26 protein-coding genes are annotated in these 23,632 nt (G+C 61.8%); 6 read left to right on the top strand and 20 right to left on the bottom strand.

The annotated features are described in order from the left end of the window. Positions 1-82: 82 nt before the first annotated feature. Both AC1DYJ_RS30800 and AC1DYJ_RS30795 read left to right on the top strand, forming a co-directional pair. Positions 83-1,306 carry a bifunctional 2-C-methyl-D-erythritol 4-phosphate cytidylyltransferase/2-C-methyl-D-erythritol 2,4-cyclodiphosphate synthase gene (locus AC1DYJ_RS30800; RefSeq protein ID WP_477281581.1) on the top strand — a complete coding sequence of 408 codons (1,224 nt, stop codon included), beginning with the start codon at positions 83-85 and terminating at the stop codon, positions 1,304-1,306. Continuing rightward, the gene (locus AC1DYJ_RS30795; protein WP_477281579.1) at positions 1,303-1,812 is read left to right on the top strand and encodes a CinA family protein; all 510 of its coding nucleotides are present in this window, start codon (positions 1,303-1,305) and stop codon (positions 1,810-1,812) included. Before AC1DYJ_RS30800 ends, AC1DYJ_RS30795 begins: the two co-directional genes overlap by 4 nt. Here AC1DYJ_RS30795 and AC1DYJ_RS30790 read toward each other — a convergent pair. From AC1DYJ_RS30790 to eno, 12 genes are all read right to left on the bottom strand, one after another. Next, positions 1,788-2,246, bottom strand: a complete 459-nt coding sequence (locus tag AC1DYJ_RS30790) for a type II toxin-antitoxin system RatA family toxin (protein ID WP_477281577.1) — start codon at positions 2,244-2,246, stop codon at positions 1,788-1,790. The genes AC1DYJ_RS30795 and AC1DYJ_RS30790 overlap by 25 nt on opposite strands. Before the next feature lie 11 nt (positions 2,247-2,257). Then, positions 2,258-3,223, bottom strand: a complete 966-nt coding sequence (gene lipA, locus AC1DYJ_RS30785; RefSeq protein WP_477281575.1) for a lipoyl synthase — start codon at positions 3,221-3,223, stop codon at positions 2,258-2,260. Between the two features lie 127 nt (positions 3,224-3,350). After that, positions 3,351-3,608: a GlsB/YeaQ/YmgE family stress response membrane protein gene (locus AC1DYJ_RS30780; protein WP_477281573.1), complete on the bottom strand. Its 258-nt coding sequence runs from the start codon at positions 3,606-3,608 to the stop codon at positions 3,351-3,353. A gap of 102 nt (positions 3,609-3,710) precedes the next feature. Beyond that, positions 3,711-5,159, bottom strand: coding sequence for a dihydrolipoyl dehydrogenase (gene lpdA, locus AC1DYJ_RS30775; RefSeq protein WP_477426358.1), 1,449 nt, complete (start codon positions 5,157-5,159; stop codon positions 3,711-3,713). A 191-nt stretch (positions 5,160-5,350) separates the two neighbouring features. Continuing rightward, a complete protein-coding gene (locus tag AC1DYJ_RS30770) occupies positions 5,351-5,992 on the bottom strand; it encodes an SGNH/GDSL hydrolase family protein (protein ID WP_477281569.1) in 642 nt (213 codons plus the stop codon). Next, on the bottom strand, positions 5,989-6,402 hold the full coding sequence (locus AC1DYJ_RS30765) for a hypothetical protein (RefSeq protein WP_477281567.1): 414 nt from the start codon (positions 6,400-6,402) through the stop codon (positions 5,989-5,991). The genes AC1DYJ_RS30770 and AC1DYJ_RS30765 overlap by 4 nt, the downstream gene beginning before the upstream one ends. A gap of 15 nt (positions 6,403-6,417) precedes the next feature. Continuing rightward, entirely contained in the window at positions 6,418-7,785 is a 1,368-nt protein-coding gene (locus AC1DYJ_RS30760) for a pyruvate dehydrogenase complex dihydrolipoamide acetyltransferase (protein WP_477281565.1), read from the bottom strand. Between the two features lie 2 nt (positions 7,786-7,787). After that, positions 7,788-8,093, bottom strand: a complete 306-nt coding sequence (locus AC1DYJ_RS30755; RefSeq protein WP_477281563.1) for a hypothetical protein — start codon at positions 8,091-8,093, stop codon at positions 7,788-7,790. 26 nt (positions 8,094-8,119) lie between these two features. After that, positions 8,120-9,505 carry a pyruvate dehydrogenase complex E1 component subunit beta gene (locus AC1DYJ_RS30750; RefSeq protein ID WP_477281561.1) on the bottom strand — a complete coding sequence of 462 codons (1,386 nt, stop codon included), beginning with the start codon at positions 9,503-9,505 and terminating at the stop codon, positions 8,120-8,122. Positions 9,506-9,520: 15 nt separating this feature from the next. Beyond that, on the bottom strand, positions 9,521-10,567 hold the full coding sequence (pdhA, locus tag AC1DYJ_RS30745) for a pyruvate dehydrogenase (acetyl-transferring) E1 component subunit alpha (protein WP_477281559.1): 1,047 nt from the start codon (positions 10,565-10,567) through the stop codon (positions 9,521-9,523). 196 nt (positions 10,568-10,763) lie between these two features. Continuing rightward, the gene (locus tag AC1DYJ_RS30740) at positions 10,764-11,087 is read right to left on the bottom strand and encodes an FtsB family cell division protein (RefSeq protein ID WP_477281557.1); all 324 of its coding nucleotides are present in this window, start codon (positions 11,085-11,087) and stop codon (positions 10,764-10,766) included. Between the two features lie 218 nt (positions 11,088-11,305). Next, entirely contained in the window at positions 11,306-12,580 is a 1,275-nt protein-coding gene (gene eno, locus AC1DYJ_RS30735; RefSeq protein WP_477281555.1) for a phosphopyruvate hydratase, read from the bottom strand. A 395-nt stretch (positions 12,581-12,975) separates the two neighbouring features. Between eno and AC1DYJ_RS30730 the strand changes: the two genes are divergently transcribed. Both AC1DYJ_RS30730 and AC1DYJ_RS30725 read left to right on the top strand, forming a co-directional pair. Beyond that, complete coding sequence (locus AC1DYJ_RS30730) at positions 12,976-14,262, top strand: glycoside hydrolase family 19 protein (protein WP_477281552.1); 1,287 nt, start codon at positions 12,976-12,978, stop codon at positions 14,260-14,262. A gap of 108 nt (positions 14,263-14,370) precedes the next feature. Beyond that, positions 14,371-14,493 (top strand): hypothetical protein, encoded by a 123-nt coding sequence (locus tag AC1DYJ_RS30725; RefSeq protein ID WP_023688444.1) that lies wholly within the window; start codon positions 14,371-14,373, stop codon positions 14,491-14,493. A gap of 70 nt (positions 14,494-14,563) precedes the next feature. On the opposite strand, the gene AC1DYJ_RS30720 is transcribed toward AC1DYJ_RS30725, so the two are convergent. The 6 genes from AC1DYJ_RS30720 to AC1DYJ_RS30695 all read right to left on the bottom strand — a co-directional run bounded on the left by AC1DYJ_RS30720 (position 14,564) and on the right by AC1DYJ_RS30695 (position 17,702). Continuing rightward, complete coding sequence (locus tag AC1DYJ_RS30720; protein ID WP_477281550.1) at positions 14,564-14,929, bottom strand: PRC-barrel domain-containing protein; 366 nt, start codon at positions 14,927-14,929, stop codon at positions 14,564-14,566. Positions 14,930-15,014: 85 nt separating this feature from the next. Beyond that, positions 15,015-15,218 carry a dodecin family protein gene (locus AC1DYJ_RS30715; RefSeq protein WP_027045027.1) on the bottom strand — a complete coding sequence of 68 codons (204 nt, stop codon included), beginning with the start codon at positions 15,216-15,218 and terminating at the stop codon, positions 15,015-15,017. Between the two features lie 86 nt (positions 15,219-15,304). After that, a complete protein-coding gene (kdsA, locus tag AC1DYJ_RS30710; protein ID WP_477281548.1) occupies positions 15,305-16,168 on the bottom strand; it encodes a 3-deoxy-8-phosphooctulonate synthase in 864 nt (287 codons plus the stop codon). Then, positions 16,165-17,037: a VOC family protein gene (locus AC1DYJ_RS30705; RefSeq protein ID WP_477281546.1), complete on the bottom strand. Its 873-nt coding sequence runs from the start codon at positions 17,035-17,037 to the stop codon at positions 16,165-16,167. Before AC1DYJ_RS30705 ends, kdsA begins: the two co-directional genes overlap by 4 nt. A 123-nt stretch (positions 17,038-17,160) precedes the next feature. Beyond that, complete coding sequence (locus tag AC1DYJ_RS30700; protein ID WP_477281759.1) at positions 17,161-17,451, bottom strand: Dabb family protein; 291 nt, start codon at positions 17,449-17,451, stop codon at positions 17,161-17,163. A gap of 116 nt (positions 17,452-17,567) precedes the next feature. Beyond that, positions 17,568-17,702 carry a hypothetical protein gene (locus AC1DYJ_RS30695; protein WP_268926460.1) on the bottom strand — a complete coding sequence of 45 codons (135 nt, stop codon included), beginning with the start codon at positions 17,700-17,702 and terminating at the stop codon, positions 17,568-17,570. A 259-nt stretch (positions 17,703-17,961) separates the two neighbouring features. Here AC1DYJ_RS30695 and AC1DYJ_RS30690 point away from each other — a divergent pair, with 259 nt between their 5' ends. Further along, positions 17,962-19,212, top strand: a complete 1,251-nt coding sequence (locus tag AC1DYJ_RS30690) for a class I SAM-dependent methyltransferase (protein ID WP_477281544.1) — start codon at positions 17,962-17,964, stop codon at positions 19,210-19,212. Positions 19,213-19,245: 33 nt separating this feature from the next. Here AC1DYJ_RS30690 and AC1DYJ_RS30685 read toward each other — a convergent pair whose 3' ends face one another. Further along, on the bottom strand, positions 19,246-21,225 hold the full coding sequence (locus AC1DYJ_RS30685) for a bifunctional 2',3'-cyclic-nucleotide 2'-phosphodiesterase/3'-nucleotidase (protein ID WP_477281542.1): 1,980 nt from the start codon (positions 21,223-21,225) through the stop codon (positions 19,246-19,248). A 138-nt stretch (positions 21,226-21,363) separates the two neighbouring features. Next, the gene (locus AC1DYJ_RS30680; protein WP_477281540.1) at positions 21,364-22,629 is read right to left on the bottom strand and encodes an NAD(P)/FAD-dependent oxidoreductase; all 1,266 of its coding nucleotides are present in this window, start codon (positions 22,627-22,629) and stop codon (positions 21,364-21,366) included. 180 nt (positions 22,630-22,809) lie between these two features. Between AC1DYJ_RS30680 and AC1DYJ_RS30675 the strand changes: the two genes are divergently transcribed. Continuing rightward, complete coding sequence (locus AC1DYJ_RS30675) at positions 22,810-23,472, top strand: 5-formyltetrahydrofolate cyclo-ligase (protein ID WP_477281538.1); 663 nt, start codon at positions 22,810-22,812, stop codon at positions 23,470-23,472. Positions 23,473-23,632 lie beyond the last annotated feature (160 nt).

The following is a 23,632-nucleotide window of genomic DNA, read 5'->3' as shown; positions in this document are numbered from 1 at the left end:
TGCAACGCGCAATGACGTCACATTGCGGCGCATTTGGGAAAATGCTGGCCTTCGGCTTTTACCCCGACTACCACCAATCGCAATGACAGACACAAGTGAAAATCGGGCTCCGGGCGACGACGGCAAGGTCGGCGTGGTCATCGTCGCCGCCGGCCGCGGCGCGCGCGCCGGGCAAGCCGACGGGCCGAAGCAATATCAGAAGATCGGCGGTCGCGCCGTCATCGCGCGCACGCTGGAGACGTTCCTCGCACATCCGGCAATCGGTCCCATCGTTGTCGCCATCCATGCCGACGACGGCGCGCTGTTCGACAAGGCGGCCGGCGCGCACGCCAAGCGGGTCACCACTGTCGTCGGCGGTGAATCGCGGCAGGCCTCGGTCCGGCTCGGGCTGCTGGCTCTGAGAGACCAAGCCCCGTCCCGTGTCCTGGTGCACGATGCCGCGCGGCCGTTTGTCGATGCAGCCCTGATCGACCGCACCGTCGCGGCCATTGGCGAGCGCCAGGGTGCGCTGCCGGCGCTGCCCGTCGCCGACACGCTGAAGCGCGAATCGGCCAGCGGCATGATCGAGGAGACGGTACCGAGGGCCGGCCTGCATGCCGCACAGACACCGCAAGGCTTTCCGTTCTGGCCGCTGCTGGCCGCACACGAAAAGGCCCATCATCTCGGCAAGACGGATTTTACCGACGATGCCGCGATCGCCGAATGGGCGCATATTCCGGTGAAAATCGTCATGGGGTCGCCGGACAATGTCAAACTCACCTGGGCAAGGGATATTGCGATGGCGGATCAGCGGCTTACCGGCGAGCGTTTTCCAGACATTCGCACCGGCAATGGCTATGACGTGCACGCCTTCGAGCCCGGCGACCATGTCACGCTGTGCGGCGTCGCCATTCCGCACGGCAAAAAACTGTCGGGCCATTCGGATGCCGATGTCGGCCTGCACGCGCTGACCGACGCACTGCTCGCCACCTGCGGCGCCGGCGACATCGGCACGCATTTCCCCCCTTCCGACCCGCAATGGAAAGGCGCTGCGTCAAAGATCTTCGTCGAGCATGCGGCAAAACTGGTGCGCGCGCGCGGCGGGCGCATCGCCAACGCCGACATCACGCTGATCTGCGAAGCGCCGCGCGTCGGTCCTCATCGCGACGCCATGACCAAGGCCTTGTCGGCGATGCTGGGCATTTCCGGCGACCGCATCTCGATCAAGGCGACGACCAACGAAAAACTTGGCTTTGTCGGCCGCGAGGAAGGCATCGCCGCCATCGCCACCGCCAGCGTCGTCTTCCCCGGGGACGTCCCGGTATGACCAACAGCGACCTCGCAAGCGCCCTGCTCCAGGCCTGCCAGCAGCGCGGCATCATGCTGGCGACCGCCGAAAGCTGCACCGGTGGCATGATCATTGCCGCCCTTACCGACATTGCCGGTTCGTCCGCCGTCGTCGATCGCGGCCTCATCACCTATTCCAACGAAGCCAAGATGGAGATGCTCGGTGTCTCTGCGGCCACGCTTCAAGCGCACGGCGCCGTCTCGCGCGAAACGGTTCTGGAAATGGCCGCCGGCGCGCTGGCCCATTCGCGCGCCGGACTGGCGCTTGCCGTCACCGGCATAGCCGGCCCGGGCGGCGGCTCGCCGGAAAAGCCGGTCGGCCTGGTCTGGTTCGGGGTAGCGCTCAAGGGCGGGCCGGTTGCAGCAGAGCTCAATATGTTTGCCGACAATGGTCGCGACTTCATCCGCCGCGAGACGGTCCGGCACGCACTGGAGATCGGCCTGCGCGCGCTCGGCGACACTCAGGAAATGGGCGTCGTGCCGTAGATGACGTCGGCGCGCTTTTCGAACGCTTCGGAAAACATGCGGAAGGCGCGGTCGAACATGGTGCCCATCAGCGCGCCGAGAATACGGCTCTTGAACTCGTAGTCGATGAAGAAGCGGACGCTGCAGCCGCCGTCAGCCGGCTCGAAGCGCCAGATGTTGGAGAGATATTTGAACGGCCCATCGATGTATTTGACGTCGATGGTGTTCTCGTCCGGCTTCAACAGAACCTGCGTCGTAAAGGTCTCGCGGATCGCCTTGTAGCCGATGCTCATATCGGCAACGAGAATGGTGCGGCCGTCGCGCTCCTTGCGCGAGCGCACCGTCAGCGCTTCGCAAAGCGGCAGAAATTCAGGATAGGTCTCGATATCGGCGACCAGCGCAAACATCTGCTCCGGCGTGTGGGCAACGCGGCGAGTGGCTTCGAATTTCGGCATTAAAGCAGGATTTAGCTGGCTTTTTTGAGCTGCGCCTCGCGCGCCGCCCGCAGCCTGGCAAAATCGTCGCCAGCGTGATGCGAGGAGCGCGTCAGCGGGCTCGACGCCACCAGCAAGAAACCCTTGGTCTTGCCGATCGTTGCAAAGGAGTTGAACTCCTCCGGCGTGACGAAGCGGATCACCGGATGGTGCTTCTTCGACGGCTGCAGATACTGGCCGATGGTCATGAAGTCGACATTGGCCGACCGCAGATCGTCCATCAGCTGCAGGATCTCGTTCCGCTCTTCGCCAAGGCCAACCATGATGCCGGACTTGGTGAAGATCGACGGATCGAGCTCCTTGACCCGCTGCAGAAGCCGGATCGAGTGGAAATAGCGCGCGCCCGGCCGCACCGTCAGATAGTTCGACGGCACGGTTTCGAGATTGTGGTTGAAGACGTCCGGCTTGGCCGCCACGACGATCTCCAGAGCGCCTTCCTTGCGCAGGAAGTCGGGCGTCAGGATTTCGATCGTGGTCAAGGGTGTTGCCGCGCGGATGGCGCGGATGACCTCGGCGAAGTGCTGCGCGCCGCCATCGGCAAGATCGTCGCGGTCGACGGAGGTGATGACGACGTGGCTCAGGCCCATCTGCTTGACGGCATGCGCGACGCGCGCCGGCTCGTCGGCATCGAGCGCGGTCGGGATGCCGGTGGCGACATTGCAGAAGGCGCAGGCGCGCGTGCAGATCTCGCCCATGATCATGAAAGTGGCGTGCTTCTTTTCCCAGCACTCGCCGATATTGGGACAGCCGGCCTCTTCGCACACCGTCACCAGCTTGTGCGATTTCACGATCTCGCGTGTCTCGGCATAGCCCTTGGAGACCGGCGCCTTGACGCGGATCCAGTCGGGTTTGCGCAGCACGTCCTGGTCGGGCTTGTGCGCCTTTTCGGGGTGCCGCAGCCGCGGTGCGTTGGCGATCGTGTCGAGGACGGTGACCATCTCAAACCTGACTTGTTGGCATCCGCCCGTCGGCGTCGGCCTTTAGAACGTCACTTAAGACTTTTCGGGGCAAAGAAAAAGGCCACGACGGCGCATGCCGCCACAGCCTTTTTCGCATAGCGGTTATCTAGCGGCGTATGACCCGCCCGGCAAAGATCAGCAGGCAGGCGCCGATGAAGCCGGTGATCAGGTACGCGAGCCAGCCGACGCCGAAGGGCTCGATGTTGAGGGCCCTGAGGATGGCGTTGAGCACCACCGCGCCGACAATGCCCATAACGATGTTCATCAAGATGCCGGTGTTGCTCTTCATGACCATCTCGGCCAGCCACCCGGCCAAGCCGCCGATGATGATGGCTGCAATCCAGCCCACGCCATTCACGTCCATATGCCAACTCCTCCAGTGTCAGGTGAAAATGCATCCGGAAACGAACTGTCTTGCCGCAAGGTTCCTCCGGCGCATGCGTCTGAGTCTCGCGGCAGCAATTTATCATGCGTTGAGCGCGCGCCCATAGGCGTCGAGCACGCTTTCCTTCATCATCTCCGACAGCGTCGGATGCGGGAAGATAGTGTGCATCAACTCTTCCTCGGTGGTTTCGAGGTTCATCGCTACGACAAAACCCTGGATCAGCTCCGTCACCTCGGCGCCGACCATATGCGCGCCAAGCAACTGGCCGGTCTTCTTGTCGAAGATGGTCTTGATGAACCCCTGATCCTCGCCGAGCGCGATCGCCTTGCCGTTGGCGCCGAACTGGAAACGGCCGACGCGGATGTCCTTGCCTTCGGCCTTGGCCTTGGCTTCGGTCAGGCCGACCGAGGCGACCTGCGGGTTGCAATAGGTGCAACCCGGGATCTTCAGCTTGTCGGTCGCATGCACGCCGGGGAAATTGGCGATCTTTTCGATGCAGACCACGCCCTCATGCTCGGCCTTGTGCGCGAGCATCGGCGGTCCGGCGACATCGCCGATGGCGTAGATGCCGGGAACGTTGGTCTTACCGTAACCGTCGACGACGACACAGCCCCGATCCGTCTTCACGCCGAGCGCCTCGAGACCGAGATTCTCGATGTTGCCCTGCACGCCGACGGCGGAGATCATGCGGTCGGCGGTGATTTTTTCGACCTTGCCATCCTTCATCTCGACATGCGCCGTGACGGAATTCGCACCCTTCTCGACCTTGGTCACCTTGGCTTCGAGGATGATCTTCATGCCTTGCTTCTCGAACTGCTTTTGCGCGAATTTCGAGACTTCGGCATCCTCGACCGGCATCACCGCCGGCAACAGCTCGACCACCGTCACGTCCGCGCCCATGGTGCGGTAGAAGGAGGCGAACTCGATGCCGATGGCGCCGGAGCCCATCACCAGCAGCGACTTCGGCATTTCCTTCGGCACCATGGCCTCGAAATAGGTCCAGATCAGCTTGCCGTCCGGCTCGATGCCGGGCAGCGCGCGTGGCCGCGCGCCTGTGGCGAGAATAATGTGCTTGGCGGTGTAGGTGCCCTCGCCCTTGACGCCTTTCGGCACCGGCGGCTGCGGCTCCATCGGCTTCTTGGCTGTCTTGGAAACGACGATCTCACCGGGCTTCGACAGTTTTGCTTCGCCCCAGATGACGTCGACCTTGTTCTTCTTCATCAGGAAGGCGACGCCGCCATTGAGCCTCAACGACACCTTTCGCGAGCGGTCGACGACGGCCGCGGTATCGGCGCTGACCTTGCCGCCTTCGAGCTTGAGGCCGTAGTCCTTCAAATGATCCGAATAGTGCATGATCTCGGCCGAGCGCAGCAGCGCCTTGGTCGGGATACAGCCCCAGTTGAGGCAGATGCCGCCGAGATGCTCGCGCTCGACGATCGCCGTCTTGAAGCCGAGCTGGGCGGAACGCACCGCCGTGACATAGCCGCCGGGGCCGGAGCCGATGATGATGACGTCGTAATTCTCAGCCATTTTTGCAGTTCCTATTGAAACGAGGCCTCAGCTGAAAGCATGTCGGCTAAATAGAGCACCAAAGTCGCAAGTGCGTGAGATATCCAGACTCCGAGAAGTATTCCTGCGGCAAGAAGCAGACCCGGTCGACCTCGCCAGTTGACGGCCAACCAGAGTCCTATGATCAGAACAGCGCTGTCCATCTTGGCGGGTCACAGTTCCAGCATCACGCGAACCAGCGGCGCCAGCGCGCTACCGATGTTGCGCGTGTTTTCCGCATCGAGATGGACACCGTCGAGCGGCGTGGTCGTGGCCACCGTGCCGGCATCGAAAAAGCCGCAGCCGGCCTCGTCGGCAAGCGCTGAATATTGCGGAGCAAGCCGCTTCGAGGCCTCGTCGCCGCCGGCAAACATTTCCTTGAATTCGGCATTTTCCGTACGACTGACCGCCGGCGGCGCCACCAGCAGGATCTGCGGCGCGTCCCAGTCGAACGGATAGTCATGGCCACGCACGATATCGATCAAGCGCTGCATGCCTTGCTTGGCCGCCACCGGATTGCCGTGGATCCACGGCTTCATGTCATTGGCGCCGAGCATGATGACGATCAGGTCGATCGGCGCATGGCTGGTCAGGATCGTCGGCAAAAGCCTGGCGCCATTGCGGTCGGCGCCGGCCAGGTGATCGTCGAAGGCCGTGGTGCGGCCATTCAGGCCTTCGGCAATGACTTCGATATCATCGTCGTCCAGCGCCGCCTTGAGCACGCTCGGCCAGCGGTCTTCCAGGGCATGGCGGCCAAGGCTTGCCGCGTCATAGCCCCAGGTCAGGGAATCGCCGTAGCAGAGGATCGTCTTCATGCACCCGCCTGTGTCTTGATCAAACCGCGTCTCAGCCGCCAGCGCACGAACAGCCATTGAACCAAAATAGTCACCAGACTTGGCAAGCCGAGGCCGACTACGATGGGCATGTCTCCCTTCACATCCGCCGGGCCGGCCTCAGTAAGAATGACAGCAACCAGTACGAGAAACAGCACCGTAAAAATGATCAGCAACCACTTGCCCGTCTTGCCTACAGCCGAGATCGGATCGGTCATAAACTGCGCGACGAAAAAGACGAGGGTGACGACAACAGTCACCAGTGCCGATAGCAAGAACACGAGGATATATTCTTCGTGCGCGTCGGTGATGACCGCCAGTTGCTGAGCAACCAACCCGCCAGCGATACCGGAAAGGAAGAAGGCAAAAAGGCTGGTGAAGAATCTCCGCACCGCCTTGTTCCCTTTCTAGACCAGCATGCCCATCGGGTTTTCGATCATGCGCTTGAAGGCGCCCAGGAGTTCAGCGCCGAGCGCACCGTCGACGGCGCGGTGATCGGTCGACAGCGTCACCGACATGACGTTGGCGATCTTGATTTCGCCGTTCTTGACCACGGCGCGCTGCTCGCCCGCACCCACTGCCAAAATCGTCGCATGCGGCGGGTTGATGACAGCGGCAAAGTCCTTGATGCCGAACATGCCGAGATTGGACACCGCCGTCGTGCCACCCTGATATTCCTCGGGCTTCAGCTTGCGGCTGCGGGCGCGGCTGGCCAGATCCTTCATCTCGTTGGAGATGGTGGACAGCGTCTTTTCGTCGGCGTGGCGGATGATCGGCGTGATCAGGCCGCCAGGGATCGACACGGCAACGCCGACATCGGCATGCTTGTGCTTGACCATCGCGGTATCGGTCCACGATGCATTGGCATCCGGCACCGCCATCAACGCCATCGCCATCGCTTTGATCACCATGTCGTTGACCGACAGCTTGTAGACAGGCGCCTCGCCCTTGTCGGTCTTCTTCGTCGGAGCAGCCGCATTCAACTGCGTGCGCAGCGCCAAGAGCGCATCGAGCTCGCAGTCGAGCGTCAGGTAGAAATGCGGGATGGTCGACTTGGCCTCGACCAGCCGCCGCGCGATCGTCTTGCGCATATTGTCGTGCGGAACGAGCTCGTAGGAGCCTTCTGCGAACAGTTTCAGCACCTGCTCGTCCGACATCGCCTTGGGTGCGGCAGCGGCTGCTGCCGGCGCCGGAGCAGCGGCAGGTGCTGCTTTCGCGGCCGGTGCCGCCTTGGCGCCACCGCCGGCAATCGCTGCCTCGACATCGGCCTTGACGACACGGCCATGCGGRCCGGTGCCGGTCACGGCCGCCACATCGACGCCGGCATCCTTGGCGATGCGACGGGCCAGCGGCGAGGCGAAGGTGCGTTCGCCCGCGGCGTGGCCGTTAGCAACTGGAGCGGCTTCCGCCTTGGCCGGCGCAGGCGCGGCGCCTGCCGGCTTTGGCGCTTCAGCCTTAGGCGCTTCGGCTTTCGGAGCCTCGGCCTTGGGCGCGGCAGCGCCGCCGCCCTTTGCCGCGGCACCCGCATCCTCGCCTTCACCAGCCAGAATGGCGATCAGCGCATTGACCTTGACGCCTTCGGTACCGGCCGGAACGACGAGCTTGGCAACCGTTCCCTCATCGACAGCTTCGACTTCCATCGTCGCCTTGTCGGTCTCGATCTCGGCGATCACGTCACCCGGCGAGACCTTGTCGCCTTCCTTGACCAACCACTTGGAAAGATTGCCTTCTTCCATCGTGGGCGAGAGCGCCGGCATGGTGATGTTGATTGGCATAGTTACTCTCCCTGCAAGCCAGCCGGGCTAACCACGGCAAGTTCTAGACGTTTGCCTTTGAATTCCTTGCCAATCGTTCGGGCCAGGAAGAAATTCAAACAAAGGAATGATGCTACAAGCCCGACGCATGCTCCCCCGACAGAGCTCAGTGTCTGAATTGCTTCATGGCGCAGTCCAAAAAACACGCCAATGAACCCAATGAGGAATCCAGCAATCGCGCCACCCACAAATCCACAAGCGATACTAGACAGGAAGCTCCGCCAGAACAGGGACCAAGCTATTCTCCTGACATCCGCCATCGTCGCCATTCTGCCCTCCCCCAAAAGAAAGAACGTTAGCGATACGTGACGGCTTTGACCGCCTCGATGACCTCGCCGACATTGGGCAGGGCCAGCTTTTCGAGGTTCGCCGCATATGGCATCGGCACGTCCTTGCCGGCGATGGTGATGACCGGCGCGTCGAGGAAATCGAAGGCGCGCTGCGACACCTGGTTGGCGATGTGGTCGCCGACAGAGCTCTGCGGGAAACCCTCTTCCACCACGATCAGGCGGTTGGTCTTCTTCACCGAGGCGATGATGGTGTCGAGGTCGAGCGGACGGATGGACCTGAGGTCGATGATCTCGGCATCGATGCCCATGCCGCGCAGTTCGGCTTCCGCCTTGATGGCATAGGTCATGCCGATGCCGAACGAGACGATGGTGACGTCCTTGCCCTGCTTGTGGATGCGCGCCTTGCCGATCGGCAGCACGAAATCATCGAGCTTCGGCACGTCGAAGGACTGGCCGTAGAGGATTTCGTTTTCGAGGAAGATGACCGGGTTCGGGTCGCGGATCGCCGCCTTGAGCAGGCCTTTGGCGTCGGCCGCCGTATATGGCATCACCACCTTCAGGCCGGGGATGTGGCTGTACCAGGCGGCGTAGCACTGCGAATGCTGGGCGCCGACGCGGGCAGCCGCCCCGTTCGGACCGCGGAAGACGATCGGCGCGCCCATCTGGCCACCCGACATATAGAGCGTCTTGGCGGCGGAGTTGATGATCTGGTCGATCGCCTGCATGGCGAAATTGAAGGTCATGAACTCGACGATAGGCCTCAGGCCCGCCATTGCCGCGCCGACGCCGACGCCGGCAAAGCCGTGTTCGGTGATCGGTGTGTCGACGACGCGACGCGGCCCGAACTCCTGCAGCAACCCTTGCGTGATCTTGTAGGCGCCCTGGTATTCGGCGACCTCCTCGCCCATGACAAAGACATCGCCGTCGCGGCGCATCTCTTCGGCCATGGCGTCGCGCAGTGCCTCGCGCACCGTGGTCGAGACCATCTCGGTGCCGGCCGGAATGTCCGGATCGGCGGCGGCTTCCGTTTTCGGAGCGGCCGCCACAGGCGCCGCGACCTCGCTCTTGGCCGCGACAGGTGCGGGTGCGGCTGCTTCAGCCTTGGCAGGTTCTTCGCCAATGCCTTCGCCGGCCTTGTCGACGTCTTCGCCCTCGACCGCCAGCACGGCGATCACCGCGTTGACCTTGACGCCTTCGGTACCGGCAGGAACCACGATCTTGGCAATTGTGCCTTCGTCGACGGCTTCGACTTCCATCGTCGCCTTGTCGGTTTCGATCTCGGCGATGACGTCGCCGGCGACGACCTTGTCGCCTTCGTTCTTCAACCACTTGGAAAGATTGCCCTCTTCCATCGTCGGCGAGAGAGCGGGCATGAGAATTTCGATCGGCATGTCCTTGCCCTCCCGTTACAATACGATGTCGGTCCAGAGCTCGGATGGATCCGGCTCTGCGTCGTGCTGGGCAAATTCGGCGGCGTCGGCGACGATGTCGCGGACCTCTTTGTCGATGGTCTTGAGCTCGTCCTCGTCGGCCCACTTTTTGGCTGTCAGCCGCGCCTTGACCTGTTCGATCGGGTCATGGTCGGAGCGCATCTTCTGCACTTCTTCCTTGGAGCGATATTTCGCCGGATCCGACATCGAGTGGCCGCGATAGCGATAGGTCTGCATTTCGAGGATGATCGGCCCGTTGCCGGCACGGCACCATTCGGTCGCCTGATCACCGGCGGATTTGACCGCACGCACATCCATGCCGTCGACCTGGATGCCAGGAATCTTGAACGAGGCGCCGCGATGCGAAAAATTGGTTTCGGCCGACGAGCGCGACACCGAAGTGCCCATGGCGTAGCGATTGTTCTCGATGATGTAGATCACCGGCAGCTTCCACAGCGAGGCCATGTTGAAGCTTTCATAGACCTGGCCCTGGTTGGCCGCGCCATCGCCGAAATAGGTCAGCGAGACATTGTTGTTGTCGCGGTAGCGGTTGGCGAAGGCCAGGCCCGTGCCGAGCGACACCTGCGCGCCGACAATGCCGTGGCCGCCGTAAAAATGCTTCTCCTTGGAGAACATGTGCATGGAACCGCCCTTGCCCCTCGACAGGCCGCCGCGGCGTCCGGTCAGTTCGGCCATGACGCCGCGCGGGGAAAGCTCCATCGCCAGCATGTGGCCGTGGTCGCGGTAGGCGGTGATCATCTGGTCGCCCTGGATCAGCGCCATCTTCATGCCGGTGACGACCGCTTCCTGGCCGATATAGAGGTGGCAGAAGCCGCCGATGAAGCCCATGCCGTAGAGCTGGCCGGCCTTCTCCTCGAAGCGGCGGATGAGCAACATGTGCCGGTAGGCGGCAAGCTCCTCGTCCTTGGTGAATTCGGCTGGCTTGGGGGCGGCAAGCCCCGTGGATTTGGCGGATGTCGATTTGACGGATTTGGCAGGCGCTTTTTTGGCGGCGGTGGCCATGCATCACTCCCTGTTGGCGTCTCTTTGCGGACACAAGAGCAGCACGAAAATCTGCTCCGAGGGAGATCAGCTCTCCCCACCGATTTGAAAGAGGCTAACACGCGAGAAAGCGTTTCGCCATGCTGAAAAATGCATGGCTGTCATGCGTCTAAACGGTTAGAATCATTTGATATAACAGCAATTAACTGGAATTCAGTTATTTCGAATTCGCCGGCAGCATGATGGTGATTTCATCGGCCTGGGACAGATTAAGCGCCCGGCGCGCCTGCTCGTCAAGCATATCCTTCTCCAGCGTGCCCTCGTGCATCAGCTGGACACGCCGCTCCAGATCGACCCGGCGCGCCTTGATGGCATTGTACTTGGCCTGCAGTTCGACGGTCTGCGCTTCGAGCTGGTATTTGGAATAGATGCCGAATTCGCCATGGTAGGCATGGAAGCCGAAATAGGCCAGGAACGCCACGCAAAGCGACGGGATGATCAGCCGGCCGGTGTTTCTCTGCTTGTGCTGGCGTGTCCACATGGTCGCAATCCAACTCTTGTTGGAGCATGACCTCCGGACAAAACGGTTCCCGTTTGTCCGAGAAAACCGGTTCCCACTTTTCGGGATCATGCTCTGACCGTCCTATCTCGCCCGATTGTGCTTAATGGACGGTTACGGACAGGGCCCGCTGGCGGTGACCACAACAAAAAAGGGCGGGAAAAATCCCGCCCTTCGCCATTCTTAGCCAATCGGCTGGATTACGCTTTCACCACCGACTTGCCGGCGTAGCGCGCCTGCTTGCCCAGCTCTTCCTCGATGCGGATCAGCTGGTTGTACTTGGCCATGCGGTCCGAGCGCGACAGCGAGCCGGTCTTGATCTGCCCGCAATTGGTGGCGACGGCCAGATCGGCGATGGTCGAATCCTCGGTTTCGCCCGAACGGTGCGACATGACGGCGGTGTAGCCAGCCTTGTGCGCGGTCTCGACGGCGTCCAGCGTCTCGGTCAGCGAGCCGATCTGGTTGACCTTGACCAGGATCGAATTGGCGACACCCATGCGAATGCCGTCGCGCAGCCGCGCCGTGTTGGTGACGAAGAGGTCGTCGCCGACAAGCTGGGTCTTCTTGCCGATCAAATCGGTCAGATACTTCCAGCCTTCCCAGTCGTCCTCGGCCAGGCCGTCCTCGATCGAGATGATCGGATAGTCGGCAGCAAGCTTGGCCAGGTATTTGGCCTGCGCCTTGGGATCGCGGGTCTTCTTCTCGCCTTCATAGACGTAATTGCCGTCCTTGAAGAACTCGGTCGCCGCGCAGTCGAGGCCGAGCGCGATTTCCTCGCCAGGCTTGAACCCGGCCTTCTCGATCGATTCCATGATGAAATCGAGCGCCACCGGCGCGCTCTTCAGGTTCGGGGCAAAACCGCCTTCGTCACCGACATTGGTGTTGTGGCCGGCGTCCTTGAGCTTCTTGCGCAGCGTGTGGAAGATTTCCGAACCCCAGCGCACGCCTTCGCGCAGCGTCGGCGCACCGACCGGCATGATCATGAATTCCTGGAAATCGATCGGGTTGTCGGCATGCGCGCCGCCATTGATGATGTTCATCATCGGCACCGGCAGGATGTGCGCCTTGGTGCCGCCGACATAGCGGTAAAGCGGCAGGCCGGCAGCCTCCGCGGCCGCCTTGGCCACCGCAAGCGACACGCCGAGAATGGCGTTTGCGCCGAGCCGGCTCTTGTTGGGGGTGCCGTCGAGCTCAATCATGGTCTGGTCGATATGAATCTGGTTTTCGGCTTCCATGCCGCCGATCGCCTCGAACAGCTCGCCATTGACGGCTTCGACTGCCTTGAGCACGCCCTTGCCGAGATAGCGGGCGCCACCATCACGCAGTTCGACGGCCTCATGCGCACCGGTCGAAGCGCCGGACGGCACCGCGGCGCGGCCCATCGAGCCGTCTTCGAGAACGACGTCGACCTCAACGGTCGGATTTCCACGGCTATCCAGGATTTCACGCCCGATAATGTCGATGATGGCGGTCATTGCGATGTCCCCGATTGATCGATAAAGCGTCGCGCCCCTCTTAGCCAAAGCGCCGTAAAAGGCAATTGGGAATGGCATGAAATAATAGTGACAGTCGCCCATGCCCTTAGGCCTGGGGAACCGGCGACGCCATCTGAACGCAAACAGCCTGACCTAACGTCATATGTCTGGCGCCAGATGGGGCCGCGCCTCTCCCCCCTTTTATCGCGGCAATGCCTTCGTCACGAAATACCAGGCAGCATACAAACTCCAGCCGATGCTTCAAAAGAGACTGCCGCCAACGTGACAAACATCACAATGCAGAGACATCGAAGATGTTAGGGTCGCATCTACAATGCGAACTATTTGACGACAACAATGAAATCAATAAACTAGAGTTCTTCGGGGAGGTGGAAATGGCAACAATTTCAGGTACTGGCTGGGAACTTCTTATTAGCCGGCAAGTCGAGCATATGAGGGGTACCAGGCGCAGAACGGTTGGAACCTATAAAGTCTTTCACAACGGCACGGCAGTCGCGGGCTTGTCGGGGTTTGTGTGTGAATCTCGCGGCCCAGGCGACAATTCCAAAGAAGACAATGGCAGGCGCATCGAGCCCGGCACCTACCCGCTGGCGACACAGGCCGGAGGCAAGTATGTGACAATCGGTTACACTGGTGGCAAGACGCCACCCAAACCTGGACTCGAACTGCTTAAGACCAACAAGCGCACCGAAATCCTGATCCATCCAGGCGTCAATTTCCTATCCAGCATCGGATGCATCAATCCGACGAAGAAGGTGAGCGGTCCGCTTTCCGACATGGACTTCACGGAGAGCCGGACCCGGGTGATCGCCCTCATCGACGACCTGAAAGCCTTTGCCGGCAGTGGTTTCCCGAAAACCAACGGCAAGCCAATTCCCAAAGCTTCGGTCGTCATCGAAGGCGAACCGGTGCTGTCGACCGAGAGCGTCGAGAGTGTGCTTGAAGCGGTTGCGGGCGATCCGAAGAAGGGCTTACCAGCAGCGGTCTTCCAGAAATTCGCGCCGCGACCGGCAGGCGGTTCCAAGCGGGCGATCTATGACGGTTACATCGGCGCCTTTACCTCCGACAAAGGCCTCAAAACACTCGGCGATCATGGCGTGTGCAACAACTATGACCGGCTGATGCATTTCTTCGCACAAGCGGCGATGGAAACCGGTGGCTTCACCCTTATTCGCGAGTCCCTGACCTACACGACCGTGGCGGCGATCCGGAAGGCGTGGAAATCGCGAGCCGCCAGCAAGACCGATCAATGGATCAAGGACAATCTGCTGCGCAAGCCGGAAGCGCTGGGCGACTGGGCCTATGGCGGCCGCATGGGCAATGTGAAAGGAACGCTGGACGGCTTCAATTTCCGCGGCGGCGGTACGTTCCAGACCACCGGACGCGACGCGTACACGGCCAAAGGCAGGCTCGCCGGGGTTGACCTCGCCAATCATCCTGAACTCATTGAGGATCCGCAGGTTTCCCTGCTTGCCGCTTGTGCCGAATGGAAGGGGTCAGGCTGCAATGCCTTTGCCGATGCCGGTCAGATCAAAAAGATCTCGCGCGCGATCAACGTCGGCAATGCCAATTCGACCACGCCGGCTAATGGCGAAGCGGATCGGGTCGCCTGGCACGAGAAGATCTTCAAGGCGGTGAAGAATGCCGGACTACTCGGCTGAGCGTGCCTTGATCACGTTCGACAACATGGCGTCACGATAATTCACGAGCAACAATCGAGGCGTCGGTTAGGATCGTGCCGCGCGGGGCGAAACTGGAGGAGTTTCGCCATGTCAGAGTTGAGCGGTATCGTGAGTTTGTTCCTGATCGCAGCGGCGTTCCTGACGTCATGCGACACTCAGCAGCCGCCAAAGGCTGCGACGCAACTGTCGACGCTTTACGCCGCAGAATAGGAACCGTCCCTGTTGCATTGAAAAGGCCCCGGTTTCGGGGCCTTTTCACGTCAGCCGTCAGTGCCGCGGATCAATGCCAGTAGGGCGTGACCTTGTAGTAGTCATAGGAAGCGTCACGGGCGGTCTCGCCATCGGCGCCGGCCAGTTCATTGATCGAATAGGACGGAGCCGCTTTCAGCTGATCCTTGGAGAACGGCACCACATAGCCGCCCTTGTCCTCGTCATAGTCGAGGCTCGCCCACGGAATGGCGTGATATTTTTCGCCGATGCCGAGAAAGCCGCCGAACCCGATGACCGCGAACATGATGCCGTTCGACGTCTTGTCGAGCATGACATCCTCGATGGTGCCGATGCTCTTGCCTTCGGTATTGTACACCGACGTGCCGATGACGCGCGAAGCGGCGATAGCTTCGGTGTGGCCTGTCTGGGCGGTCATGTCTGATGCTCCTCATTGTCGTTGATGCTACTTTGACAATGAGGGGCGCGGGCGAAAGTTCCCGACTTTTTTGAGCGGCGGGCGGTTACTCCGCGAGGATGAACGTCACTTTCATGTTGACGCGGTAGGCCGCGATCTTGCCGTCCTCGACGACGATCTTCTGGTCCTGGATCCAGGCGCCTTCGACGTTCTTCAGGGTCTTTGAGGCGCGCGCAATTCCCTTCTCGATGGCGTCCTGAAAGCTCTTTTTCGACGACGACGTGATTTCGGTGACGCGGGCAACAGACATGGCTTCCTCCTGCCAAGACGCTCATTTGCAAGGAGGAGCCTACAGCCGGCCTTTGCCGACTACAAGCTGACCATCACGGTGGCCAGTCAGGCAACGCCCTTGGCGATGCGGTCGAACGCCATAAGCTTTTCGAGCAATGCCGGCATATCCTTCAGCGGCAGCATGTTGGGGCCGTCGGAGGAGGTCGAATTGTCGGGATCCTGATGGGTTTCGATGAAGACGCCGGCGACGCCGACGGCAACGGCAGCGCGGGCAAGCGTTTCGACAAAGCGGCGCTCACCGCCGGAGGAACCGCCCTGCCCGCCTGGCTGCTGCACCGAATGTGTGGCGTCGAAAATCACCGGCGCGCCGATCTCGGCCATCACGGGCAAGGCCCGCATGTCCGACACCAGCGTGTTGTAGCCGAAGGAAGCGCCGCGCTCGGTGGTGAGCACGTTGGCGTTGCCGGAGCCGGTGATCTTGGCGACGACGTTCTTCATATCCCAAGGGGCAAGGAACTGGCCCTTCTTGACGTTGATCACCTTGCCGGTCTTGGCGGCGGCAACCAGCATGTCGGTCTGGCGCGACAGGAAGGCCGGGATCTGCAGCACATCGACATGGGGTGCCACGATCGCGCACTGCTCCTCGGTGTGGACGTCGGTCAGAATGGGAAGCGAAAACGCCTTGCGCAACTCGTCAAACACCGGAAGGGCCGCATCCATGCCGGCGCCGCGCGTCGCCGACAGCGAGGTGCGGTTGGCCTTGTCGTAGCTGGTCTTGTAGACGAGGCCGATGCCGAGCTTGCCAGTCAGTTCCTTCAGCGCGCCGGCCATGTCGAAGGCGTGCTGGCGCGATTCGAACTGGCACGGGCCGGCAATCAGCGCCAGGGCCGCATTGTTGTCGAAAACGACGTTACCGACGGTTACTGCCGAATTGGGCGCCATCGCATTGGACGCTTGGGGCTTGCTCATGGGATCTCCAGGAAGATGAAGGCCGCGCCCTGCCCGGATGCCGGCTGCACGACAATTTCGTTGCCCGCTATATCGTGCCGGATGGCGTTTGCTGCAAGCAGCCGGGCGGCGACATCAACACTGCGGATCGAAAAGACGATCGCCGCGAAGCGAAGGTCCGTCGGCGCGCCGGCGGCAAAGCCAAAGCGCGCGGTGAAAGCCGCAGGATCGAGAACGGTCAGGCGACCATTCGGCAGGTCGAAGACCGCACCGCTCTCCTGCTTCGAGCCAGCCACTGCCGAGATCAGCAGAGCCTGTGTGGAAGGCGCATCGCTGACTGCCACGATTTCGGCAATGCCGGTCACGCCATTGGCATGGGCCTGCAGGGCCGAGCGGTCGATTTTCGGCGCATTGATCCGCTCGCAAGCGAACAGAAACGCGTCCGTCGCTGTGGCGCTGGACGCAAAAGCCAGCTTGAACGACGCCACATCGCTCTTTCCCGCCGCATCCGTGAAGGCGCGCGAAAAGCTCAATACGTCTCCCGCCGACAGGCCGGCCGAGACATAGCGCGTATGATCCGCTTCGGCATCAGTGGTGCCCAGCACCACAGCGGAAAAGCCCTCATCGCCCAGGCTGGCGCGATAGCGGCGATCGCGCGCGACAAAGACATTGCCGCCGGCAATCGCGTCCGCCGCCACCTGTTCGTTGCCAACCGCGAGCGGCTCGAGATAGGTGCCGTCGGCGAAGAACACGCAGCAATTTTCTGTGCCGAAAGGGTGGATTCCGGTTGGCGCGACGATGAAGCCGAGCGATGTCAGCCGCGCCCGCGCCGCGGCGAGGCTCGCCGTAGGCAGCACCAGATGGTCAAGCGGATGGGTTGCGCTGGTCATGCCGGCGCGGTGTGCATCATTCCGGAAATTGGTTCAAGCGTTTCCGCCGCTGGCATGCGATTCGCGCAGCCCGATGTATGAATTCCGCTTGTGAAAAACTGGCGAGGTTTCCTGCCGGCCCGATCAGGCCATCGCCACGACATCGGCCGAATAGCGCAATTCGCGCAATGGTTTGACCCGGCTGGTCGTCTCGGCATAGAGTGGGTGCGCCTTGTAGGCGGCCAAGGCCGCATCGTCCTCGAACTCGGCATAGACGACCACGTCGATCGCGTCCGACAACGGATCGACCTTGGTGTTGAGCGTCACCTCGAACAGGTTTGAATGCGGGATCTTGCCCAGGTTGAGCAAGCCCGTGCGCACGGCCTCGACATCGTCCTTGCGCCGCGCGCTGAAGAAAACGATATGCCGGATCACGCCTGCCTCCACTTTCGAATTGCCGGCATGTTTTTGGGTGAGCGGGACCGCCGCGTCAACCGCCACGATGTCGCGCCCGGCGGTGCCGGAGGGCGACTTTGCAGAGGCGCAAAAAGCTAGCCCCCGCCGGTGACGTAGCGCACGATGCGCGACATCTCCCGGACCGAGGTGTCGAGATAGCGGCCGCTGTTGTAGAGGCCGTCCCAGATCAGGAAAAAGGCGATGGCCATGATGACGACGACGTAACGCATGGCTGAAACTAACGTATGTGGCGGTTCGTAACCATAGTGATTTCGCCGACGGCCGATCGTCGCCCGAATTCCGGCCTCGAACCGGCTGCCTTGGTCCAGCCGCGCCCACAGCTTGCCTCTTGAAGTTCCGGTCGATGCGGTGGAAGATTGTGGCGAAAATTCACGCAGGGTGCGGCGTTCGCGCCTGGCGAATGAAATGTGGAGGATGTGGAGGCCGGCAGATCTTGCGCCGTCCCCGCGGAAGTCCAGGGGATGTGAGATGGCTGCTAGGGACAACAAGGGCGTCGGCGACGCCATCAGGCTGGACGAGTTCAACTTCGCCGAGATCGTCAAGGGCTTGCCGGCCAAGGCGCGCATGGTGCTGTCGGCGGCGATGAAACTGCCGCGCGGTTCGCTGAAGGTAAGGATGCCGGACGGCCGCGCCGTTCTTGTCGGCGGCAATGCGCCCGGCCCCGACGCCGAACTGGTGCTGAAGAACTGGCGCCTGCCCGGCCGCGCCTTTTCCGGCGGCACCATCGGCGTTGCCGAATCCTACATGGATGGCGATTGGGAAAGCCCTGACGTGACCAGCTTTCTCGAACTGTTCGTCGTCAACTCGGCCATCGGTGAACGCGTCGCCGGCGGCGCCAGCTGGCTCATCAACACTGTCCAGCGCATCCGCCACTGGTTCAACGAAAACACCCGCACCGGCTCGAAGCGCAACATTTCGGCGCATTACGACCTCGGCAACGCCTTCTACAAGCAATGGCTCGATCCGAGCATGACCTATTCGTCGGCGCTCTATGCCACCGGCGCCAACGACCTTGAAAGCGCGCAGGCCGCCAAATACCGCGCCTTGGCCAAGGACACCGGCATCGGCAAAAAAGACCATGTGCTGGAGATCGGCTGCGGCTGGGGTGGTTTTGCCGAATTTGCCGCGCGCGAGATCGGCTGCCGCGTCACCGGCCTGACCATCAGCCGCGAACAGCACGATTTCGCCAAGGAGCGCATCCAGAAGGCCGGACTTGCCGACAAGGTCGACATCAAGCTGCAGGATTACCGCGACGAAACAGGCACTTACGACCGCATCGCATCGATCGAGATGTTTGAGGCGGTTGGCGAAAAATACTGGCCGGTGTTCTTCGGCAAGATGAAGGCGTGCCTGAGGCCTGGCGGCACCGCCGGCCTGCAGATCATCACCATCAACGAGGCCGCCTACGATACCTATCGGGCGCGGCCGGATTTCATCCAGCGCTATGTTTTTCCGGGCGGCATGCTGCCGACGCCGTCGATCCTGAAGACGCTGGGAAGCGACCATGGCCTTGCCCATCTGCGCGAGCGCGTCTTCCCGGACGACTATGCCCGCACGCTGGCCGAATGGCGCAACCGCTTCTGGCAGTCGTGGGAAAAGATCGTCCCTCTCGGCTTCGACGACCGCTTCAAGAAGCTCTGGGAGTTTTACCTCCACTATTGCGAAGCCGGCTTCAGAGCCAGCTACATCGACGTGCGTCAGGTGGTCTACAAGGCGTAGACTTAGTTGAGCGGGCGTTTGCCCGCTCCTTTCTCAAAGCAGGATGCGGTACTTCGCAAACGCGGCTTCGCCCTCGCCCACCGGCTCGATCTTCAGCGATTTCACACTTGATATAAAATCCTTCGCCTTGGGGCCGGTCTCGAACACGACACTGGTTCCGGGCAGCGGCGTGAACGACCAATTGTCGTCGGCCGACGGATTGATCGTGCCCTCGCTGACGACATAGCGCACGATCACGTCACGGTTGGTGTCCGGCGCCTCGTAGATGATCTTCGAAGCGTTGATGTCGGGAAAATTGCCGCCGCCGCCGGCGCGGTAATTGTTGGTGGCGACGACGAATTTCGCTGCCGGATCAATAGGCTTGCCATCGTAGCTGAGATCGACGATGCGGCTGGAGCCGGCATTGGCGACGCCACCCTTGGCATCGTATTTCGGCGGTTGTGACAGGTCTATCTTGTAGCTGACGCCATCGATGACATCGAAATTATAGGACGGGAATTCGGTGTCGATCAGCGCCTGGTCGGCTTTGCCCGGCTCGATCCTCCTGAAGATGCCGGCCGACATTTCCAGCCATTCCTTGACCTGCGCCCCGGTGATCTCAACCGCCCGCACCGTGTTGGGGTAGAGATAGAGATCGGCGACGTTCTTGATGGCGATGTCGCCCACCGGCACATCGGTGTAGTAGTCGGCGCCGTTGCGGCCGCCGGCCTTGAAGGGTGCCGCCGCCGACAGCAGCGGCACATCCTTCCACTGCGTGCTCTTCAAGATATTCTTGAGGTACCAGTTCTGCGCCTGGTTGACGATCTGCACCGACGGATCGTCGGCCACCAGCGCGAAATAAGAATAGAGCGGCGCCGAGGTCTTGCCGACCGGACGGCGAACATAGGCCAGTGTCGCCTCATGGTCCGCCTTCAGCGCATCGACGATGCGCTGGTCGTCGGCAACCGTCGGCTTGTTCGCCTTGTCGACGCGTTCGTAGATCGGCCGTGCCTCCGAGGTCGCCGAGACCACGCGCCATTTCGATCCATCACGTTCCAGCAAAAGGTCGATCAGGCCCATATGCGAGCCCCAGAAGCCGCCCATCACTGCCGGCTTGCCTTGCAGCGTGCCTTTTTCAGTGTCGACGCCGTCAAGCGCCTGAAAGTCCTTCTTGCCAGGAAAGACCAGATGCTGATGGCCGGTGAACACCGCATCGATGCCCTCGACGCCGGCAACGAAGAAGGAAGCATTCTCCATGCCGTCGCCCTGTTTGATATCGATGCCGGAATGCGAGAGCGCAATGACGATGTCGGCGCCCGCCTCCTTGATCTCAGGCACCCAGGCCGTGGCCGCCTCGACGATGTCGCGCGTGCGGACATTGCCTTCCAGGTTCTTCAGGTCCCAGACCATGATCTGCGGCGGCACGAAGCCGATGATACCGATCTTGATCGGCTGCTCGGCGCCCGCCCCGTCCTTAATCTTCTTGTCGAGGATGACGTAGGGCTTGAGATAGAGCTTGTCGTCGCGCGGGTTGGCGGCAAGTTCGGTACCGCGGATCAGATTGGCGCAGACGAACGGAAAATTGGCCCCGGCCAGCACCTTGTCGAGAAACGACAGGCCGTAATTGAACTCGTGATTGCCGAGCGTCGAGCATTCATAGCCGAGCAGGTTCATGCCCTTCATGATCGGATGCAGATCGCCATCCCTAAGGCCCTTTTCGTAGGCGATGTAGTCGCCCATCGGGTTGCCCTGCAGAAGGTCACCATTGTCGATCAGCATTGCATTGGTGGCTTCCTTGCGCACCGCCGCGATCAGCGAGGCCGTCCGCGACAGGCCCATCGTGTCGTTCGCTTTGTCGGCGTAGTAATCGTAAGGCAGCACATTCACATGGATGTCGGTGGTCTCCATGATCCTGAGATGCGCCTGATTGGCCTCAGCGCGGGCGGAAAACGGATGCAGCATGATCAGCGCGCCTGTAGCGGCCGCACCGGCAAGAAAACCGCGGCGGGAGATGGGGTGGAGCAAAGGCGACATTGGTTTTCCTTCCCAGCGACGTGAACACCCCAGCCCCGGGCGGAAGCTACGCGCCGAAAGCCGGCCATGTCCACCGTGAAGTCAGTCGATCAGCAAAAGGTGACGGCCGGATGAATATCCGTGGCCGACAGGAAGACCTCAGCCCTTGTCGTCGTCGCCCTGGGTGATCAGCCGGGCGCTGCGCTGGCCGGTGAAATAAATCCATAGCCAGCTAAGCGATACCGACAGCCGGTTGCGAAAGCCGATCAGAAAGTAAATGTGGGCCACGCCCCACAGCCACCAGGCGAGCCAGCCGGTGAGCTTGATCCAGCCGAAATCGATCGCCGCCGCCCATTTGCCGATCGTCGCGAGGTCGCCGGCATGTTTGTAACGGAACGGACGCGGCGCACTGTCCCCGGCCAGCCGCGCCTTGATCGTCGCCGCGACATGCTTGCCCTCCTGCTTGGCTGAGGGCGCGACGCCGGGCACCGGCTTTCCGTCCGGCCGCAGCACATGCGCCGTGTCGCCGATGACGAATATCTCCGGGCTGTTGGGCACGGTCAGATCGGGCTCGACCATCACCCTGCCCGCCCGGTCGACCGGCGCGCCCAGCCACTCTCCGGCGGGCGAAGCGGCAACACCTGCCGCCCACAGGATCGTCCTTGCCTGCAGGTGCGTGTCACCAAAGACGACGCCTTCGGCATCGAGGCGCGTAACGGCGCGGCCGAGTTCCACCGTGACGCCCCGCCGTTCCAGCGCCTTGCGGGCATAGTCGGACAGTTCCGGCGCGAAATTGGCGAGAATCCGGTCGCCGGCCTCGACCAGCACAACGCGCGCCTCACGCGTGTCGATGTTGCGGAATTCGCCGCGCAGCGTCTCATGCGCGAGTTCGACAATGGTGCCGGCAAGCTCGACGCCGGTCGGGCCGCCGCCAACGATGACCAGCGTCAGCAGCGCCTGGCGCTTGGCCGGATCGGTCTCGCGCTCGGCCTGCTCGAAGGCGAGCAGGATGCGGCGGCGGATCGTCGTGGCGTCCTCCAGCGTCTTCAGCCCGGGCGCGAAAGGCTCCCATTCGTCATGGCCGAAATAGGCGTGGCGCGCGCCGGTAGCGAGCACCAGCGTGTCGTAGGCAACCGAACTGCCGTCCTCGAGCAGCACGCGCTTGCCCTGGCGGTCGACGCCGGTGACGTTGCCGAGCAGTGTCGTCACATCCTTGCGCTTGCGCAACAGATGGCGGATCGGCCAGGCCACCTCGGACGTCGCCAGCGACGTGGTCGCCACCTGGTAAAGCAGCGGCTGGAAAAGATGGTGGTTGCGCTTGTCGATCATGGTGATGCGCACCGGTGCACCGGACAGCGCCCGGGTGAGTTCGAGACCACCGAATCCCGCACCGACGACAACGACATGATGGCTGGTTTCATTCATAGCACTCACCTCGTTTTCACCGTCCTTATCTAATGATTTTTGTGCATCGCAACAATGTCACGGCGCGCAAGACTGCCATGCATCAAGGCTGCCCAAGACTCGCCTTCCAATGTCGCGAATGCCTATGTCCGCAGGCTCGGACGGGTATAGCCTCGCCGGACAGGATCACGGGAGTGAGGCATGGCCAACGATCATGACGGCGCCAAAGATGGCGAAGGCCCGGCGCACTATTCTTCGCCGCCTTGCTTCATGCATGAACTCGACCCGGAATTTCGCGCGCCATTAACCGACTGGACCGACGTCAGGCGTTGGCGCAAGGCCGAGCGCGAACGGCTGATCGCGGCGCGTCTTGCTGTTTCAGCCGATGCGCGCGCAGCCATGTCGCAGCGTATTGCCGACGGTCTCGACGCGATGATCGGCGACATTGCCGGCCGCATGGTCAGTCTCTACTGGCCGTTTCGTGGCGAGCCCGACCTGCGGCCCTGGATGGCGTCTATCAATGAACGCGGCGGACGCACGGCGCTGCCCATCGTCATCGAGAAGGGCCAGCCGCTGATCTTCCGCGCCTATGTTCCGGGCGACCGGCTGGAAAAAGGCGTCTGGAACATCCCGATCCCCGCAGAAGGCGATCCGGTGCTGCCCGATATCGTCATTTCACCGATCGTCGGCATCGATCCGCAAAACTACCGCCTGGGCTACGGCGGCGGCTTCTTCGACCGCACGCTGGCGGCAATGCCGTTCAAGCCACTGGTCATCGGCGTCGGCTACGAGCTGCAGCGCATCGCCACCATCTACCCGCAGCCGCACGACATCCCGATGGATCGGCTGGTGACCGAGGCCTAAGCGCCCGTTCGGCAAATGAAACCGGCTGGATTTCGCCAATGCCAAAAATCCGACTTGGTCGACCAATAGCATGAACTTCAAGGAGACAGCGGAGCACCGCGCTCTGGGCGGATTCAACAGTGTCCAGCCGCTCTTGAATTGGCTGCTTCGCAACGGGTGA

The organism is Mesorhizobium sp. P2_B11 (assembly GCF_056404855.1).
Note: the sequence above shows the minus strand (reverse complement) of the source record. Positions and strands in the feature narration are given on the sequence as shown.

Coding starts and splice junctions, on each gene's coding strand:
- AC1DYJ_RS30800 (WP_477281581.1), top strand. CDS start 83: ATGACAGACACAAGTGAAAATCGGGCTCCGGGCGACGACGGCAAGGTC.
- AC1DYJ_RS30795 (WP_477281579.1), top strand. CDS start 1,303: ATGACCAACAGCGACCTCGCAAGCGCCCTGCTCCAGGCCTGCCAGCAG.
- AC1DYJ_RS30790 (WP_477281577.1), bottom strand. CDS start 2,246: ATGCCGAAATTCGAAGCCACTCGCCGCGTTGCCCACACGCCGGAGCAG.
- lipA (WP_477281575.1), bottom strand. CDS start 3,223: ATGGTCACCGTCCTCGACACGATCGCCAACGCACCGCGGCTGCGGCAC.
- AC1DYJ_RS30780 (WP_477281573.1), bottom strand. CDS start 3,608: ATGGACGTGAATGGCGTGGGCTGGATTGCAGCCATCATCATCGGCGGC.
- lpdA (WP_477426358.1), bottom strand. CDS start 5,159: ATGGCTGAGAATTACGACGTCATCATCATCGGCTCCGGCCCCGGCGGC.
- AC1DYJ_RS30770 (WP_477281569.1), bottom strand. CDS start 5,992: ATGAAGACGATCCTCTGCTACGGCGATTCCCTGACCTGGGGCTATGAC.
- AC1DYJ_RS30755 (WP_477281563.1), bottom strand. CDS start 8,093: ATGGCGACGATGGCGGATGTCAGGAGAATAGCTTGGTCCCTGTTCTGG.
- AC1DYJ_RS30750 (WP_477281561.1), bottom strand. CDS start 9,505: ATGCCGATCGAAATTCTCATGCCCGCTCTCTCGCCGACGATGGAAGAG.
- pdhA (WP_477281559.1), bottom strand. CDS start 10,567: ATGGCCACCGCCGCCAAAAAAGCGCCTGCCAAATCCGTCAAATCGACA.
- AC1DYJ_RS30740 (WP_477281557.1), bottom strand. CDS start 11,087: ATGTGGACACGCCAGCACAAGCAGAGAAACACCGGCCGGCTGATCATC.
- eno (WP_477281555.1), bottom strand. CDS start 12,580: ATGACCGCCATCATCGACATTATCGGGCGTGAAATCCTGGATAGCCGT.
- AC1DYJ_RS30730 (WP_477281552.1), top strand. CDS start 12,976: ATGGCAACAATTTCAGGTACTGGCTGGGAACTTCTTATTAGCCGGCAA.
- AC1DYJ_RS30725 (WP_023688444.1), top strand. CDS start 14,371: ATGTCAGAGTTGAGCGGTATCGTGAGTTTGTTCCTGATCGCAGCGGCG.
- AC1DYJ_RS30720 (WP_477281550.1), bottom strand. CDS start 14,929: ATGACCGCCCAGACAGGCCACACCGAAGCTATCGCCGCTTCGCGCGTC.
- AC1DYJ_RS30715 (WP_027045027.1), bottom strand. CDS start 15,218: ATGTCTGTTGCCCGCGTCACCGAAATCACGTCGTCGTCGAAAAAGAGC.
- kdsA (WP_477281548.1), bottom strand. CDS start 16,168: ATGAGCAAGCCCCAAGCGTCCAATGCGATGGCGCCCAATTCGGCAGTA.
- AC1DYJ_RS30705 (WP_477281546.1), bottom strand. CDS start 17,037: ATGACCAGCGCAACCCATCCGCTTGACCATCTGGTGCTGCCTACGGCG.
- AC1DYJ_RS30695 (WP_268926460.1), bottom strand. CDS start 17,702: ATGCGTTACGTCGTCGTCATCATGGCCATCGCCTTTTTCCTGATCTGG.
- AC1DYJ_RS30690 (WP_477281544.1), top strand. CDS start 17,962: ATGGCTGCTAGGGACAACAAGGGCGTCGGCGACGCCATCAGGCTGGAC.
- AC1DYJ_RS30685 (WP_477281542.1), bottom strand. CDS start 21,225: ATGTCGCCTTTGCTCCACCCCATCTCCCGCCGCGGTTTTCTTGCCGGT.
- AC1DYJ_RS30680 (WP_477281540.1), bottom strand. CDS start 22,629: ATGAATGAAACCAGCCATCATGTCGTTGTCGTCGGTGCGGGATTCGGT.
- AC1DYJ_RS30675 (WP_477281538.1), top strand. CDS start 22,810: ATGGCCAACGATCATGACGGCGCCAAAGATGGCGAAGGCCCGGCGCAC.